The 15,675-nt window shown below is 60.5% G+C and carries 15 protein-coding genes and 3 pseudogenes; 9 read left to right on the top strand and 9 right to left on the bottom strand.

The window, feature by feature from the left end; translation table 11 throughout:
• Positions 1 to 201: 201 nt before the first annotated feature.
• A complete protein-coding gene (locus tag ToN1_RS02525) occupies positions 202 to 960 on the bottom strand; it encodes an enoyl-CoA hydratase/isomerase family protein (RefSeq protein ID WP_244861104.1) in 759 nt (252 codons plus the stop codon).
• Between the two features lie 75 nt (positions 961 to 1,035).
• On the opposite strand from ToN1_RS02525, the pseudogene ToN1_RS02520 reads away from it, so the two are divergent.
• Positions 1,036 to 1,128 (top strand): annotated as a pseudogene (locus ToN1_RS02520) (winged helix-turn-helix domain-containing protein); the annotation flags it as partial.
• 53 nt (positions 1,129 to 1,181) lie between these two features.
• Here the strand turns inward: ToN1_RS02520 and ToN1_RS02515 are convergent.
• The 4 genes from ToN1_RS02515 to ToN1_RS02500 form a co-directional block, all read right to left on the bottom strand.
• A complete protein-coding gene (locus ToN1_RS02515) occupies positions 1,182 to 1,976 on the bottom strand; it encodes an enoyl-CoA hydratase/isomerase family protein (protein WP_169206010.1) in 795 nt (264 codons plus the stop codon).
• 21 nt (positions 1,977 to 1,997) lie between these two features.
• Entirely contained in the window at positions 1,998 to 2,213 is a 216-nt protein-coding gene (locus ToN1_RS02510; protein WP_169206011.1) for a hypothetical protein, read from the bottom strand.
• A 198-nt stretch (positions 2,214 to 2,411) separates the two neighbouring features.
• Entirely contained in the window at positions 2,412 to 3,332 is a 921-nt protein-coding gene (locus ToN1_RS02505; protein WP_169206012.1) for an NmrA family NAD(P)-binding protein, read from the bottom strand.
• A 200-nt stretch (positions 3,333 to 3,532) separates the two neighbouring features.
• Positions 3,533 to 3,802, bottom strand: coding sequence for a hypothetical protein (locus ToN1_RS02500; protein WP_169205969.1), 270 nt, complete (start codon positions 3,800 to 3,802; stop codon positions 3,533 to 3,535).
• A gap of 605 nt (positions 3,803 to 4,407) precedes the next feature.
• Here ToN1_RS02500 and ToN1_RS02495 point away from each other — a divergent pair.
• Complete coding sequence (locus ToN1_RS02495) at positions 4,408 to 5,379, top strand: NADPH:quinone oxidoreductase family protein (protein ID WP_169206013.1); 972 nt, start codon at positions 4,408 to 4,410, stop codon at positions 5,377 to 5,379.
• Between the two features lie 11 nt (positions 5,380 to 5,390).
• Here ToN1_RS02495 and ToN1_RS02490 read toward each other — a convergent pair whose 3' ends face one another.
• Entirely contained in the window at positions 5,391 to 6,458 is a 1,068-nt protein-coding gene (locus ToN1_RS02490; RefSeq protein WP_169206014.1) for a LysR family transcriptional regulator, read from the bottom strand.
• Between the two features lie 308 nt (positions 6,459 to 6,766).
• On the opposite strand from ToN1_RS02490, the gene ToN1_RS02485 reads away from it, so the two are divergent.
• The 7 genes and pseudogenes from ToN1_RS02485 to ToN1_RS02455 all read left to right on the top strand — a co-directional run.
• Entirely contained in the window at positions 6,767 to 7,147 is a 381-nt protein-coding gene (locus tag ToN1_RS02485) for a putative zinc-binding protein (protein WP_169206015.1), read from the top strand.
• Positions 7,148 to 7,230: 83 nt separating this feature from the next.
• Complete coding sequence (locus tag ToN1_RS02480; RefSeq protein ID WP_169206016.1) at positions 7,231 to 8,949, top strand: 2-oxoacid:acceptor oxidoreductase subunit alpha; 1,719 nt, start codon at positions 7,231 to 7,233, stop codon at positions 8,947 to 8,949.
• 107 nt (positions 8,950 to 9,056) lie between these two features.
• Complete coding sequence (locus ToN1_RS02475) at positions 9,057 to 9,803, top strand: thiamine pyrophosphate-dependent enzyme (RefSeq protein ID WP_244860946.1); 747 nt, start codon at positions 9,057 to 9,059, stop codon at positions 9,801 to 9,803.
• A complete protein-coding gene (locus ToN1_RS02470) occupies positions 9,800 to 10,324 on the top strand; it encodes a ferritin-like domain-containing protein (protein WP_169206017.1) in 525 nt (174 codons plus the stop codon). The genes ToN1_RS02475 and ToN1_RS02470 overlap by 4 nt, the downstream gene beginning before the upstream one ends.
• Positions 10,325 to 10,347: 23 nt before the next feature.
• Positions 10,348 to 10,548, top strand: a complete 201-nt coding sequence (locus ToN1_RS02465; RefSeq protein WP_169206018.1) for a 4Fe-4S binding protein — start codon at positions 10,348 to 10,350, stop codon at positions 10,546 to 10,548.
• Positions 10,549 to 10,737: 189 nt separating this feature from the next.
• The gene (locus ToN1_RS02460; protein ID WP_169206019.1) at positions 10,738 to 11,718 is read left to right on the top strand and encodes a flavin reductase; all 981 of its coding nucleotides are present in this window, start codon (positions 10,738 to 10,740) and stop codon (positions 11,716 to 11,718) included.
• 3 nt (positions 11,719 to 11,721) lie between these two features.
• Positions 11,722 to 11,909: pseudogene (locus ToN1_RS02455) on the top strand (IS5/IS1182 family transposase); the annotation flags it as partial.
• Here the strand turns inward: ToN1_RS02455 and ToN1_RS25010 are convergent.
• From ToN1_RS25010 to ToN1_RS02440, 3 genes and pseudogenes are all read right to left on the bottom strand, one after another.
• A pseudogene (locus tag ToN1_RS25010) lies at positions 11,908 to 12,128 on the bottom strand (hypothetical protein); the annotation flags it as partial. The pseudogenes ToN1_RS02455 and ToN1_RS25010 overlap by 2 nt on opposite strands.
• Before the next feature lie 661 nt (positions 12,129 to 12,789).
• Positions 12,790 to 13,902, bottom strand: a complete 1,113-nt coding sequence (locus tag ToN1_RS02445) for a CaiB/BaiF CoA transferase family protein (RefSeq protein ID WP_169206020.1) — start codon at positions 13,900 to 13,902, stop codon at positions 12,790 to 12,792.
• A gap of 142 nt (positions 13,903 to 14,044) precedes the next feature.
• Entirely contained in the window at positions 14,045 to 15,166 is a 1,122-nt protein-coding gene (locus tag ToN1_RS02440) for an amidohydrolase family protein (RefSeq protein ID WP_169206021.1), read from the bottom strand.
• Positions 15,167 to 15,675 lie beyond the last annotated feature (509 nt).

The following is a 15,675-nucleotide window of genomic DNA, read 5'->3' as shown; positions in this document are numbered from 1 at the left end:
CGCGTCAACCGGCAAACAGTTTGTGGCTCGGTCGATGCGGGCGGTCGTATGCCAGGCATACGGGCCACCGCACCACTGGCAGTTGAGGAAGCTTCCGATCCTGTGCATGCAGCGCGAGCTCGGTACCCCCAGAGCAGGGAGTCGATTTTCCCGACAAGGCGATTGGGGACGAATGCCGTGGGAATCGGTACGCTTAGGAACCTAAGGCTGACGAAAGCGGGGAGGCCGCTTTTCCCGGAAGGCATGCATCGCCTCGTCCACGTCGCCTGTCAAGGCGCAGAGCACCTGAGTGCGATTCTCCATGTCGATCGCAACGTCCAAGCTCGCAATTTCCAGGGCACTGGCCACGACTTGCTTGGTCATGCGCACACCGAAGGCCGAGTTGGCGGCGATCGCCGTTGCCAGTTCCATAGTTGTATCGAGCAGCATTTCGTCGGGCACGACCCTGGAGACGAGTCCGATGCGTTCAGCCTCAGAGGCATCGAAAGGCCTGCCAGTAAGCATCAACTCATAGCAGCGGGCAAGCCCTACCAAGCGCGGGAATAGCCAGCTGATGCCGCAATCGCCGGCCGCTAGACCGATGCGGGCATTGGCGACATGGAAATTGGCGCTGGCAGCGGCGATGCGAAGGTCGGCAGCGAGGACCAAGGCGAAGCCGGCGCCGGCGGCTGGTCCATTTACCGCAGCGATTACCGGCTGGGGCAACTTATGGACACGCTTCACAATAGCGGACAGGCGTTCCTGACTGAGCATGCCTTCCCACACCTGTCCGAGGTCTCCGTCTTTCAGAACCGCCTCCGAGTGCTTGAGGTCATAGCCGGCGCAAAAGCCTCGGCCGGCACCTGTGACGACTACGACCCGCACAGTGCTGTCGCTCGCCAGAACATCCAGTGCGGAATGCATATCCTCGATCCATTCCGTTGTGATTGCATTCAAGCGCTCGGGGCGGTTCAAGGTCATCAGGGCGATACCGTTCTTGCCCCGTTCCAGCATTATCGTGTTCATGCCGTGTCGCTCCCGTTCAGGATCTGCAGCGCGCGGATTCATCGGCAGTTCGGCAAGGAGTTGTCGATCGTCACCGTCAGCCGACTCATGATGGTGCTTGGATTCAGCGCTCAGAAGCCGCTTGCTGTTATCTGACATTGCTATCTTGAATTAGTAGTTGGCGATGATCGGAGGCCTTACGACTGGCTACGCTTCTGCTGAGCGATGAACGCAGCCGCAATGGCATGGTGCTCCTCGCTCAGCGTCGCGGCGAGTTGCCGGCCGAGGGTGGCGTCGAGCATTTGCGCCGCCGACCGATGGAGATAGAGGTTCATGAGCTTCTTCGTCTCGCGCAGGGCTTGGCGCGGTTGCTTTAGCAGCTTGTCTGCCAAGGAGCGGGCCTCATCCATCAGTCTTTCCGGCGGCACGACCCGATTGGCAAGCCCGAATTCCACCGCCTGTTGCGGCATGATGCGGTCGCCGGTAAAGATCAGTTCCTTGGCGCGCAGCAGGCTCGTGTAGAGCGGCCAGGAAACGGAGATGCCGTCACCGACGACGAGGCCGATGTTGATGTGGGGTTCGGCCATGAACGATTTCTCCGACATCAGCACGATGTCGCACAGGGTTGCCATCGTTGCGCCCCATCCGACCGCCGGACCGTTGACCGCCGCGATGATGGGAATCGGCACGTCGATAAAGCCGTGGATGGTGCGCCTTGAATTTTCCTGCACGGCCCGTGCGAAATCCGTGTCGTCGAGCGTCTTGACGAAGTGGCGCATATCGCCGCCGGCGCTGAAGGCGCGCCCCGCACCGGTGAGGATGGCCACCCTGGCCTCCGAATCCTCGGCCAGCGCGCGGAAGAGCTTGGGATAGGCGAACAGCATCTCGGTGGTCGATGCGTTGAGGTCATTCGGCCGGTTGAGCGTGATGATGCGCAGCGCTCCTTCGGCAGTCACGAAGATGTCTTCCGGAAGATCGTAGAGGTTGGACATGGGTTTCCTTCACAAGAAAAATCAAACCCGGGCGCCGCTGTCGAGGCGCAAGAGAGCGGTATTGAGATAGGGGTTCTCAATGACTTGCAGGGCGAGCGACGCGTACTCCCTGGGCAGAGCGGAACGCTTGGAATACAGGTTCCAACTGCGCATGCGCGTCTTGTCTTCGGGAATGTGCTTGTGCTGGGTCAATTCGTAGGCGGAGCTGCAAAGATGTCCGATGCGCACGACGACCATTTTCCGCAGCACGGGGTCGAAACCGACGGAATCCAGGATGCGCTGCCCAAGCCCTCCCGCACTCGGCCAGCTCCGGCGGGGCGTGATTCAGCGTGGGTAGCACGCTGACTTGCGGTACGCCTTGCACTCGACGGCGCGCCTCTTCGTCGAGTGCCTCCGGCAGTGCGTAAGGGATGGACGCGCGGCATGGGGGGCTTCTCAGACGTCTATGACGATTTCACTCGCATGGCGCACAACCCACTGCCGGAAGCTGGTGAGCGGGAGGCCGTACGAGTTAAGGGCTGAGATGTCGGCCCGATAGCCAATTTCGTTGGTCCATTCCTGCGAGCGCACCCAGCCGGGGAAAAGGCCCGCCGCGCGGGCGTCGCCAGGACTTACCGACTCGGCGCGAACCCTCTTGTGCAATTGCTCGCGGAGCACGCTGGCGACCTCGAACATAGTCAGCGTTTCGGCCGCTAGGTCGATGTTCTGACGGTCGAAGCGCATCGGATCGGCGATGGCGGCGCGGGCGAAGGCGCCGACGTCGTCGGCGGCGATCATTTGCATGCGGGTTTCAGGCAGCAGGGCGCTGACAATCCGTCCTGCCCGCAAATGCGGAAACATGCGCTGCGCCTTGGGCTGCGCAAAATTGTCCATCAGGAAGGCAGGCTTCAATACCGTCCAATGGAGAAAACCTGCGTTGCGCACGGCTTCTTCGATATCCCACTTGTCAGTCCAGTATTTCTGGTACCAATAGCCGCTTTCCCATCCCGGAAACCCGGTGTGCCGGCCGGCCTCGCAGACCGAGGCATGGACGAAGTGCCGAACGCCTGTTTGGCGTGCAGCCTCCACCAGGGCGAAACCATGGCGCCGCTCGGCGTCGGAGCCGTCCGGATCGGGCTGCTGCACCGAGAACACACCGTAGATGCCTTCCATGGCGGCAATTAGCGACGCCATATCCCCCATGTCGCCTTTTGCGATTCCAGCTCCGCATCCGGCGAGAGCGCGCGCAGCCGGCCCATCCGGAGTGCGCGTCAGAATGCGAACACGAAAGCCTGCGCCGAGCAGTTCGCGCGCAGCGGCGCCTCCCTGAGCACCCGTAGCACCGGTGACAAGAATGTGCGGTTCGGGTCGGGGCATGTCAGTAATCCTCCGAATGTTCTTGATGGCGAGGGCAAGCTTTCGTCCGCTGCGTGCGGATGTGGCTGTAGCGTGCAGAAAGCAGAACAACGTTCAAAGTATACAACAATACGCACTTCTGCATTACAAAGCACCAACGCCAAGTCCGGCAGCCATGGCCGTAGGTTCCGCTCGGTGAAGGCAACGACTATTTCGGCCCCTTAACCGCATGCCGATGCGGGATTGGACGCGTCCTGCAGCGTTGCATCGAGCGGCGCGACTTTGTCGAGATCGGCTTGCTTGATCTGGAGCTTCGCATCGAGATAGATCTGCGTCGTCTCGATCGAATCATGCCCCTCGCCAGCCAACGCTTGGCCCAGATTCGAGGGATGGGACCGATAACAACCAGCGCGCTGGTCGGTTCGGTCGTGCGCACTCGCCGCGCGGGGGAAAAGTCGAGCCGATACGCGGCGCGAGCTCTTGACGCTCACCGTGCCCGAGGTGCGCCGGCTCCTTGTCGCGTTGGCGCTCGTGCGACACCCCTCACCGTCAATGGTCCGGGCGTGGTCCCGATGGCGACGCCGGCATCAAGGGCGCGTGAAGCGATATCACTGGGCTAGAAGAATCAGACAACAAAGTAAAGACCAGCTGTAGTACGAGCTAGAAGATAGGTCGTATTAACATTGTGTTCAGAAAGATTGACGGCGTTCAAGAAAAATGAGTAGATTTATTAGCCGGTGTGGAGTGGTGTTTAGCCCGAGGAACGCAAGCGCCAAGTTGCACGACGGTTTAGCGATGCGGACGTGCAGCGGGCTGTCGAGTTTGCGAAGGGCGCATGTTCCCGACCGGTATTCTCCATGACGGTTCATACCTCTGCCTCGCCTTGTGCGCTAGGCGAAGGATGAAGGCTGGAAACTTCGCTGTGGAGGCGTGTTAAGCCGAATCCGCTGAGGCCCCGTTTAGGGGGCATTCTTGGAACAACCCTGCGAGGTGATCGCGACCGAATGAATCAGCAGTCCCGAAAGTCATTCGCGCCCACACCGGTTTTGGTTCAACGAACAACGAAGCATCACGCAAAGCAATCAAGGAGCCGAACATGAGGGCCATCGTCTGTAAGCACTACGGACCACCACAATCGCTCGTCCTCGAGGAGCTGCCGGAGCCTGTGCCCGGTCCTGGGCAGTTGGTAGTGGAGGTGCGTGCGGCTGGGGTGAACTTCCCCGACGCTCTGGTCGTGCAGGGCAAGCACCAATACCGGCCCGTGCCGCCATTCGGGGTGGGATGCGAACTTGCCGGTACAATCAAGGCGTTGGGCCCGCGGGTCGGGGGTTTTTCCATCGGCCAGAGGGTCTATGCCCAGGGATCGCACGGGGCTTTTGCCGAGGTGGCCCTGGTCGATGCGGACGCCGTCCGGCCGATGCCGGATGACCTTTCCTTTGAGGCGGCGGCCGGCCTGTCAATCACGTATAACACGGCCTACTATAGTTTGGTCATCCTCGGCCGGGTGTCGCCGGGAGAGACTGTCCTCGTGCTCGGCGGCGCGGGCGGCGTTGGCCTCGCCGCGATTGAGGTAGCTAAGGCGTGCGGGGCGCGGGTGGTGGCCGCTGCGTCTAACCCGGAAAAGTTGGCGGTCTGTGCGGCGGCCGGAGCTGACATGCTGATTAACTACAGTGCCGAGAACCTGCGGGAGAGGCTCCGGCACTTCGCGCCCCAGGGGGTGAACGTGGTGCTCGACCCAGTTGGTGGCGCCTACGCGGAGCCTTCCCTGCGTGCGATGGCTTGGCAGGGGCGCTACCTGGTGGTGGGATTCGCCGCCGGTGAGATTCCCAAAATTCCCCTCAACTTGGTCCTGCTGAAGGGCTGCTCCGTGACCGGGGTTTTCTTGGGGGAGGCGCTGAGCCGAGAGCCCGAGACGGCGCGCGCCATCGAGACAGGGGTAGGGGAGCTGATGGCTGCCGGCAAGATCCGTCCATACGTTTCGGCGCGCTATCCCCTCGAGCGCACCGCTGATGCACTTAACGACCTCCTAATGCGACGAGTCATCGGAAAAATTGTCATTACCCCTTAAGATAGCTGCACTCACCCAAGAACGGCATATTGAGCCAAGTCGCGGTGCGCCGCCTCCGTTCCGCGGAAGTGCTCGGTCAGAAAATCGACGAAAACGCGAATCTTGAGGGGCAGGTATTCCCGATGAGGATACCGGATGAAAATCTCTTGCGTTTCGCTGGATAGGCTTCGAATGCGGTAGTCCGGCAACACTACCTTGAGTTCGCCGGCAGCGAGGTGAGACGCTACCATGCCGAAGTGGGAAATCGCGATGCCTAGCCCGGCTAGAGAGGCGTCAATGACGGCGTCAAAGTGTTCCGTCACCACCAGGCGGCCTTGGGGATTTAGAAGAACGCGGTGTGATTGATCGGCCTTGCCGCCGAACTCATCCACCGCTTCGAACTCCATAGCAGGGACCTCCCCTGTCGAGAGGCGAACCCGAATGAACTGGTGGGATGCCAGATCCGCCAATGTCATGGGAACGCCATGGGCCATCAAATAACTGGGACTTGCTACCAGAAAGAGGTCATGCAGTTCGTACAGGCGGCGTGAAATCAGGCTCGAGTCTTTCTTGCTGCCGCGCACGATGCCAACGTCCAGTCCCTGGCCGATAAGATCCGGCATGCCATCGTTAAAAGACATCTCCAGGTCGACCTTGGGATATTTGGAGAAGAAGGTCGGGAGGAGAGGCAGGATATAGTACTTGCCAAAGACGGTGATCGAGGAGACCCGAATCAGGCCGGTGGGGCCCATTCTGGATTCTTTGAGCAATTCGCTCGCCTCGTCCAACTGGGCCAGGCCAGCGCTGACCTTCTCGAAGTACGTGCGACCTTCCGCGGTGAGGTGCAGGCGCCTCGTGGTTCGATTGAAAAGCCGGGTATCCAACTGCATCTCCAGTTGGGCGATGCTCTTGCTCACCGCTGGCCGCGAAATGCCTAAGCGGTCGGCCGCCGCTGTGAAGCTTCCGGTACGCACCGCCTGTTCAAATGCACGCAGGTACTCAAGCGGGATCACGGCTCTTAGTAATCGCAGTTTGATATTCGTTGTAATGCTAACTGGAAAACGTGTCGAATGCGAGTTCATTTGGCGCAGCACGGCCATCGGCTTGGCGGTCCCGGATCTGGCCGCCGTCCAACAGAGCCTCCAGGACGTCTCACTGTGAGGCAAAAGGGTGTCTAGGAAACCCGGCGCGATTCACAAGTTTCAGTGCGTAGCAACACTGTGGGGGCCCCGGGGGTGCAAGCACCCAAGTCTATCCGACTGTCCATTCTTCGGAATTGGTTATTTCTAGTTACTAGTAAGTGACGAGAAAACGCCTTTTTCGTGGCCAGTGGCTTACCTAGAATGGCCACAAGTTCCGGTGGAGCTTACTTTTCTAGTAACCCTGAAGCCGCTGAAAGGAGACCCAAATGAGCACCGAGGCAGTCGCTGTGGATCGTTCGAAGCTCCCGTTAGTTTATTCCTGTTCTGGCTGCTCGAGCGCGGCGCAGACGAGTAACGATGTGGCGCTGGCACTGGATCGGCGCAACCTGGCCGAAATGTCCTGCATCGCTGGCGTGGGAGGGGACGTGCCCAAGCTGGTGAAGGTTGCCAAGTCGGGGCGCCCGATCATCGCCATCGACGGCTGCGCGCTGTCCTGCGTCAAGAGCGCCTTGGCGCGCCACGGCGTTCAACCGGCGGTGTGGCACGAACTCTCGCAATACGAGGTCGAGAAGGTCTACGGCGCCGATCCGGATCAAGCTAACGTCCAGAAGGTTCTCGACATCGTCATCGAGTCGATTCCCAACTGACCTCTGCCTAATGCGCGCCCGGTTGGGCAGGGGGGCGCGCAGATGAGGACTTCTTCCTGTTCGGCTTTACGAAGGGATCTGAAGTGGAAGTGAACTCACTATCGGTCATCGTCGCCGGAAGCGGCGGAGCAGGGGCCATTTCGACGGGTAGCTTGCTACTCGAAGCAGCGGGCCTCAGCGGGTGGTATGCCTACATGACGCGCTCGGTCGGAGCGCAGATTCGCGGGGGCGAAGCGGCCGCGCAGCTGCGCGTCAGCTGCGGCCCCGCCGCCTCGCATGAGGACCATTTTCACATACTGCTTGCGCTGGACTGGAAGAACGTTGGCAGGTTCGCCGCCGAGATGCCGCTCACTCAGGACAGCCTGATCATCGGCGACCCGGAGCAGGGGGACGTGCCGCCAGAGATTGCGGCCAGCGGAGCACAACAGGCGTTGCTGCCGATGAAGCAGATGTGCCAGGCGATTGCCGGCGGGCGTCCGAACATGGTGGCCATGGGCGCCTTGGCAGGCCTGCTGAGTCTGCCGCGTCAGGTCGTCGATGCGGTCCTTGAGAAGCAATTCGGGCATAAAGGAGAGAAGGTGCTGGCCGCCAGCCGTGCGGCGGTCAATGCCGGACTGGATGCTGTCTGCTCCCTACCTGAGATGCCGCGGTTGGCGCGGCCGCGAAGAAGCGCTGAGACCCGCTGGATCCTCACGGGCAACCAAGCGACGGGCTTGGGAGCCTTGCGGGGCGGTGTGCGTTTCGTCGCCGGCTATCCCATTACCCCGGCCACTGAGGTCCTCGAGTGGATGGCCCCGGCGTTGGACAAGGTGGGTGGCACCCTCGTGCAAGCCGAAGATGAACTGGCGGCGATCAATCAAATTATCGGCGCCTCATACGGCGGCACGCCCTCGTTGACTGCCACGGCGGGGCCTGGACTATCGCTGATGACGGAGTCGATCGGCCTTGCAGTCGCCTCCGAAACGCCTATTGTGGTGGTCGATGTCATGCGCGGCGGGCCCTCGACCGGCATCCCCGCCAAGTCCGAACAAGCCGACCTGAATATCGCGCTCTACGGTCTTCACGGCGATGCACCACACCTGGTGCTGGCGCCTAATTCTGTGCCGGACTGCCTCTTCGCTACCCAGTGGGCGGTACACCTCGCCGAGAGTCTGCAGACGGTTGCTCTCGTTCTGTCGGATCAGGCCCTCGGGCAAGCGCGCTCAGTCGTCGATAAACCGGCCGACTCGATCTTTCCAACCCGGCGCCTCACCGCGGCTGCGTCCGCCGTAGACAAGTATCAGCGCTACGCATTGACTGATACCGGCATATCTCCGATGGCCATTCCCGGCACGCCCGGCTGTCAGTACACGGCCGATGGACTCGAGCACAACGAGGCAAGTCTGCCGTCCTCCCTCGCGGCGGACCACCAGCAACAACTGGATAAGCGCGAGCGCAAGCTTGCCCTCCACGACTACGGAGTTTCCTGGGCCGACGTGGAAGGGGAAGGGGATATCGCCATTATTACCTGGGGTTCCTGCACAGGCGCCGCCCGCGAAGCGGCGCGCAGATGGCGCGATGAAGGCCGCAGCTTGCGTCTGATCAGCCTTCGGCTGCTCGCTCCCGTGCAGCCGGAAAAACTCGCCTCGGCCCTTTCCGGCGTTTGGCGGGCGCTCGTGGTTGAGCAGACGCACAGCGGTCAGTTCCAGCGATATTTGCGAGCGCACTACACGCTGCCCGCCCAGCTCGAATGCCTGAACCGACCTGGTCCGTTGCCGATTCGGTCTAACGAAATCCTCGCGAGGCTAGCCAAGTGGAAATGAATACCAATAGTGAGTCAGGTCGGTGCGCGAGCCAAGACCCCTATGACTCGGACAGCTACCTGTCCGCCGTCAAACCGATCTGGTGCCCGGGGTGCGGAGACTACTCGGTGCTCTCTTCGCTCACCAATGCGCTCGCCTATCTGCAGCTGCCACCCGAGCAGGTGGCGCTGGTGTCGGGCATTGGCTGCTCCTCGCGCATCCCCGCATACACGAATGTTTACGGCTTTCACGGCGTGCATGGCCGCGCGCTGCCCGTTGCCACCGGGCTGAAACTGGCGCGTCCCGATCTGACCGTCCTGGTGGCTGGCGGCGACGGCGACGGGTTTTCGATCGGCGGCAACCACTTTCTGCACGCCTGCCGGCGCAACGTCGATCTGACCTACATCATCATGGACAATCAGGTGTATGGCATGACGAAGGGGCAGGCCTCGCCGACTACCGCTCCCGACTGGAAGGGTAGCGAGCTCACACCCGAGGGTACCGGCGTCAATTCGTTTCAGCCGCTAGTGATCGCGTTGGCGGCTGGGGCAAATTTCATTGCGCGCTGTTTTAGCGGGGAGCCAGCCAATCTCGCTGAAATCCTGGTGCAGGCCATCCAACACCCGGGCTTTTCGGTAGTGCAGGTATTAAGCCCCTGCGTGACCTTTAGGCCCGAACAGCGCCAATGGAAGAATCTGGTGCGCATGGCTCCCGAGGGCTTGGGCACGGATATACAGGCGGCGACGCAGCGGCTAATGGACGACGACGGCCTGACCATCGGCCAGGTGCTATACAAGGGCAACCGGCCACCCTACCGGTCCCGGAAGGGCTGCGAAAAGAAGATGAGTGAGCTGGAAATGGAATTTGCGCTATGAGCGGGAAACAGAAACCGAACCGGTCGCTCGAGGAGTTGTTCGAGTATGCCATGGCTATGGAACGAGAGGCAGCCCGACGCTACACGCAGCTGTCCGACATGATGGCCCAGCATAACAATCCCGAGATGGCTGACTTTTTTCGGCGCATGGCCGACGTTGAGTGGCTGCATGTCTATAACGTGGGCGAGATCCGGCGTGAAGTGGGTGTGCCTGAGAACATCGGCAAGGCCAAGCCCGGATTGGGTTTGGACGGAGCGGAAGTTCTCGACGTTCTTGACATACATTACCTGCAGCACCCTTACCATGCGCTCACCCTTGCCCGGCAACATGAAGAGCGTGCCGTAAGTTTCTACACCGATCTGGCGGGTTCGGCCGAGAACGAAGAGGTGCGCGCAATGGCCCGGCGCTTTGCCGGCGACGAGGAAGCCCATGTCCGGGAGCTGGACCGGTGGCTGGCACACTACCCCAAGCCTGAAGAGGGCTGGGACGACGATCCCGACCCACCCAACGAGCTGGAATAGTTTTACTGTAAAAGGAGGCCATCATGGCACTTATGATCACCAAACTGTGCAGCGCCTGTGATGCCTGTCTGTCCGAATGTCCCAATCAGGCTATCAGCGCCGGCAAACCCTACGTCATCGATCCCAACAAGTGCACGGAGTGCGCCGGTTCCTTCGATACGCCGCAGTGCATGGACATGTGCCCCGTCAAGGGCGCGATCGTGCCTGCGGTCCCGAGCGTATGACGTGTCGTTCTATCCACTGCGCCTCCGTTGCGGGTCGTGCCCGAAGTTCGCCCAAAGTCATGCGTTTCTGAAATTGAATCTTGTTTCTCGGCATCGCCCATCTCCCCGCGAAATCAAGCGATGCCAGTTTGCCACCCCATCGGCTCACACGCTGATCCTCCTGGATAACCAATCGGTGAGAACTCCACTATGGCCATAGATTCTCAGCAATTCCGTTCAGCCCTGGGCTCCTTCGCGACGGGCATTACGATCGTCACCACGCGAGATAAGGTCGGCCGCGATGTCGGGCTTACGGTCAACAGCTTCAACTCGGTATCCCTGGACCCACCCATGGTGCTGTGGAGCCTCGCGAAGAAGTCTCAGACCCGACAGGCATTCCTCCAAGCTGGGTATTTTGCAGTCCATATCCTGGCAGCCGACCAGAGTGAACTCGCCACTCGCTTTGCCAGCCGAATGGACCGTTTCAGCGGTCTAGTGCTGGAGCGCGGAGAAAAGGAGATCCCACTGCTGCAAGGTTGTGCGGCGAGGTTCCAATGCAAGACGGTGTCCTGTTACGAGGGAGGTGATCACGACATATTCGTAGGGGAAGTTGTCTCATTTGAACATTTTGACAGGCCAACTCTTGTTTTCCTGGGCGGCCGCTATGCGGTTGCGGTTGAAAAGCCGGACCTATCGGGCCAAGAGACAAACACGTCGAGTGACCTCGGGCGAAACACCCTTGGGTACTTGTTCGCGCGAACCTATTATCACCTGCGGGTCCGGCTTCGTCCTGAGCTGGCGCGGCTCAATCTGACTGAAGCGGACTCCTTCATCCTCGCTGCTCTCGCTTTGAACAGCCCCTGTACCGCTCATGAGCTGGCGGATCTGGTTGGAGTGTCTGGCTATCAGATGACGCAGCAAGACATGATGCGCCTAGCCCAGCGCAACCTGATTGATCTGCGGGGCAGCGGAGGTGCGGATCAGGTAGTTCAACTTGCGGACGCAGGCACAAAGATCGTTCTAAACATTGCCTCAGTGTCCGCGGCGATCGAATCAGACGCGGTGACGGATCTTAGCTACACAGAAATCGAGCTTCTCAAGCAAATGTTGAGAAAAATCATTCGAAGGACCAAGGCGCCCTGGCAAAAGGACCCCCTAGTTCTGGAGAGCTCGGGTGTCGAGGTGAGGTAGCGCTACAAAGTCAGCTGGAATGGCTACGAGCTGAATCTGGACACCGCCGGCTGCGGCGTGTCGATTGCGGCGCCGCTCTCGTCCGCCTCGATGCACGACAGCGGCGCCGCCATTCCTCTGTCGCTGATCGGCGTGCAGCACGGCACCAACCTCTACGGCGTCATGGGTGCCGGTATTGCTGCTTCGAGTTGCTTCAACGCTTTTCCAAGGTCCTCGCCCGTGGATAATTTGCTGCCGCAGCGCCAGTCTTGGTGTCCATCAAACGGGGACAGCTCCACCATTGATGGTCTCGGCCAGCGCATTGTCGTAGCTGTCACCCCGACTACCGACCGACGGCTAATGCCCGCTTCGGCCAGTCGCTTGCTGTGGCGGATCGAGACGTACTGCGAGCCCCGATTGCTGTGGTGGATAAACCTGGTGCGATTCACACCATCATCAGCTGGGCAAATCGGGGGCGATTCACCCACCCGGTCAGGTTCGTCGGAATGCGCAGCCGTCAGGGCAAGCGGAGTTCACATTTTCCGCCCACAACCTCACGCGCCTGCTCAATCTGATGTGGCCGAAGGCCGCCTATGGACAAATCCGCCTGTTGTGTGGCCAACTGCCCAAGGGCAGGAAAATGGCGCGAAAACGCCTCGCGAGATGAGGGACGGCGCGCTTCCGGTGCCGAAAAAGCGGAAAGTTCCGGAAGGAATCTCGAGTTTCTCACCGTCCTGCTAATTGAACGGCGATAGCGTCCGCCGGCAAGCAAGGTGCGTCTCGAACGGATACGCAGCATATCAGCCGGGGAATTTCGCACAAGCGCTCGAAATCTTCCGCGCTTATTACAAGCGACGCGGACCGCAAGACGCCGGCGATGCGCCTGGGATTGGCTCGCGGCCCCGTGGCGCTCGAAGACATCTTCCACTTCGAGCAGGAGGCCTCGAATCAAGCATGAAAAAGCGGACGAATGGCGCGCACTCGTCCGCTTCGAAACAGCCTGCGTCCAGCAACACGTCAAGTTACCGGCTAGGGCTCTGCCAGGGGATTTTTACTTAGCTTGAACACGAGGCATAAGAAACTTGCCATGCCTTATGCGGAGAGCCATTCGGTAATGACGGAGTCCCGATCAGCGTCTACCGCAGGTGGCGCCTTCATGCCCGAACCTGCACGTTCGCCAGTGTGGTGCCAGCGGATTGCGGATGTGATGTTGGGCCATTGTCCGACTTCGCCCTCGACGATGCCGCGGGCCGCAAAGTGAGGATGCTTCATCACCTCGTCGATCTGCAGCACCACGCAACCCACGACATCCCAGTCGATGAATCGCTTCTCCCATGTTGCGGCGTCCTCCTTGACGAAAATCGCAGCCAGTTCCCGTCCGAGCGTCTCGTCGTCGGCGCCGAACTCGATCTCTTCGCCGGTGTGGTAATGGAGCATATCTTCGCGTCCGATTCCGCGGCAAAAGGCGGCCCAAAACTTAGGCTCCAAAGCGCCGAGCAACACCGGTTTGCCATCGCGCGACAGATAAGTGTTGTAGATTGGACCCATCTTGTGGTCATGGGAGTTGAAGCGTTCCCCGGTACGCGTGCTCATGGCAATCTCGGTACGGTGGGCTTCCACCATGGCGTCCCAGCAGGAAAGATCAACCCAAGCTCCCTCGCCGCCCTTGCGCACATTGGCTATCGCGGCGCAGATCGCCATTGCGGCGTAGGTGGAGCCCATTTCGTTGCCCCAACTAGTGAAGGGTGTCCCAACGCGCGGTTGGCCATCTTGCCACTCCAGGGGCATGCAATCCGCCAGGGCATCCATGTTGAGACCATGGGAGGGAAGCTGGGACAAGGGACCGGTCTGTCCGAAGCCAGTGACGGAACAGACGATCAGGGAAGGCCGCTCCTGGCGCAGGGCGGCGAAGTCGATTCCGTGTTTCAGCCAGGTTCCGGGCAACTGGTTCTCGATGATCACGTCCGCTTTGCGGGCGAGCCGGAGAAAGAGCTCTCGGCCTTCGGTCGTACCCAGATCCAGCGCGATACTGCGCTTACCGCGGTTCTGGGGCTGATGTTGCGGGCTTTCGCCGTCCGGCGCGAAAGGTGGAATGTGACGGATCCGGTCGCCGCCTCCCGGTCGCTCGACCTTGACCACGTCGGCGCCCAAGGTCGCGAGCTTGAGGCTGGTGAGCGCCGAAGGAATCAGAAAACCGATATCCAAGACGCGCACTCCGGCGAGAGGAAGATAGCTGCAAGTCATGTGTATGAGTCCATTATTGGTGACAGCCGGCTACCCGACAGGCTTGAGGATTCATGAGACCGGAAGTGCCGCCTTGGGCAAAGATCCGGTCTCATGAGCGGGCTTACAGGTGCAGCCAGCGTGCGGCGTTCTTCCAGAGAATGGCGTCGCGCACTTCCAGGGGGGCGCCGTCGAGCATAGCGTTGATGCCCTTCTGGCTTTCGGGCCAGTCGGAGGCGACATGCGGGAAGTCGGAGGAGTAATTGATGTTACCCAGCCCAATCTCATCGCGCAGGCGGATCGCGGCCGGATCGAAGATCGTGTTGAATTGCAGGTGGCCGCGCCGGATGTATTCGCTGGGCGCGTGCTTGAGCTCCGTGAACCCTCCCCAGTACCGATGCTTGTAGTAGTAGTGATCCATGTTGCACATGAAATACGGCACCCAGGAAGCGCCGCACTCGGAGATGCTGAACATCAGCTCCGGGAAACGGTCGAACAGGCCGGAGATGATCAACTCCGCCGCGCACAAGGGGCCGCCGGTGACCGAGTCGATGCGGCCGATGTTCCACAGGGCAAATTCCCGCTTGGTCCAGTCAGCGATGCCTCGCGCCCACCACGGTCCATTGACGCTGCCATGGATGGTGATCGGCATGCCCAAGTTCAGCGCCTCAGCCCAGAACGGGTCGTCGTCCGCCGTGAGTTTGCCCTGCCCGGAAGGAAAGCCGAGGTTGACGACGCACTTGATCCCAGGCAGCTTGCGCACCCGACGCAGCTCCGCAATGGCGTCGTCGACATTCGTGCCGGGAATCAGGGCTACGCCAAACAGCCGCTCCGGACAAGGTGCGCAAAAGTCGGACAGCCAATCATTAAAGCCGCGAATTAGCGCCAAATACGCCTCGCGTCCTGCCGTGTGCTTGATCTTGGGCAACTCTCCGCCCACCGGCGTCCCGCAGTACAGGAGCGTCGCGCTGATACCGTCCAGGTCCATCTCCCGCAGCCGATCCTTGTAATCACCGTGCGCTCCCGGGGAAATCTCGTGGGGCGGTTCGGCAAGAGGGCGAATGTCCATCGGACGGCAACGTCCGGCCTGCATATTGATCCACAAATCGTAGACATGCCCCATACCGATCCCCCATACGGTCTCGGTTACCAGGGAACGGTATTCTTCGGGCACGTACGGCGCCCAAACCTTGGGTGCATGCTCCAGATGCTGATCCACGTCGATGACACGGTAATCGTAAGCCATGATTCTTTACTCCTCTTGATGTCTCGGAACTGTGACAGGCACGCGCACTGGCAACCGGGTGCGAGCTGGTAAGCACTTTAGGCGGGCCGGTTGAACGGATAAAGGCGTTTCCTGCTCATTCACTGGTGAGTGAACGTAACCAATCGGCTGCGACGATTGCTTCGCTTCTTGTCCTCCGTTCGCAATTGGAATTGCTCCCTTCCGCTGGGGATCCGGTCGGAAGTGGGCTGTCGCTGGGGAGGTGATCTGGCGCGCGTCGCGGTAGACGCTTGAGGATCTCGCGAAACACGGTGGTGCGGCCCGAGGAAGGTCGAGCGCGTCGTGGAGCATGAAGCGGAAGTCGCCCTGCGGCTCTCCGCCGTTTGCATTTCATGCGCGTACTGTCTCTTTATATGACGATATTGACGGGAATGTTGGTAACGTCCTACCGAGGCTCGCATTCGCTTCCAAGCTTGCGCTATCGACGTCAAGGAGATTAATATTAGAACTGTGTTCAGAAATACGCACTT

Origin of the sequence: Aromatoleum petrolei, from assembly GCF_017894385.1 — a bacterium.
GTDB lineage: Bacteria > Pseudomonadota > Gammaproteobacteria > Burkholderiales > Rhodocyclaceae > Aromatoleum > Aromatoleum petrolei.
This window is presented reverse-complemented; position numbering and strand designations above follow the sequence as displayed.

What these genes read in the sequence shown, in the direction of transcription:
- ToN1_RS02510 (WP_169206011.1), bottom strand. Translation starts at nt 2,213, where the DNA reads ATGGTCGTCGTGCGCATCGGACATCTTTGCAGCTCCGCCTACGAATTG.
- ToN1_RS02525 (WP_244861104.1), bottom strand. Translation starts at nt 960, where the DNA reads ATGACCTTGAACCGCCCCGAGCGCTTGAATGCAATCACAACGGAATGG.
- ToN1_RS02485 (WP_169206015.1), top strand. Translation starts at nt 6,767, where the DNA reads ATGAGCACCGAGGCAGTCGCTGTGGATCGTTCGAAGCTCCCGTTAGTT.
- ToN1_RS02495 (WP_169206013.1), top strand. Translation starts at nt 4,408, where the DNA reads ATGAGGGCCATCGTCTGTAAGCACTACGGACCACCACAATCGCTCGTC.
- ToN1_RS02505 (WP_169206012.1), bottom strand. Translation starts at nt 3,332, where the DNA reads ATGCCCCGACCCGAACCGCACATTCTTGTCACCGGTGCTACGGGTGCT.
- ToN1_RS02515 (WP_169206010.1), bottom strand. Translation starts at nt 1,976, where the DNA reads ATGTCCAACCTCTACGATCTTCCGGAAGACATCTTCGTGACTGCCGAA.
- ToN1_RS02460 (WP_169206019.1), top strand. Translation starts at nt 10,738, where the DNA reads ATGGCCATAGATTCTCAGCAATTCCGTTCAGCCCTGGGCTCCTTCGCG.
- ToN1_RS02470 (WP_169206017.1), top strand. Translation starts at nt 9,800, where the DNA reads ATGAGCGGGAAACAGAAACCGAACCGGTCGCTCGAGGAGTTGTTCGAG.
- ToN1_RS02490 (WP_169206014.1), bottom strand. Translation starts at nt 6,458, where the DNA reads ATGGCCGTGCTGCGCCAAATGAACTCGCATTCGACACGTTTTCCAGTT.
- ToN1_RS02465 (WP_169206018.1), top strand. Translation starts at nt 10,348, where the DNA reads ATGGCACTTATGATCACCAAACTGTGCAGCGCCTGTGATGCCTGTCTG.
- ToN1_RS02440 (WP_169206021.1), bottom strand. Translation starts at nt 15,166, where the DNA reads ATGGCTTACGATTACCGTGTCATCGACGTGGATCAGCATCTGGAGCAT.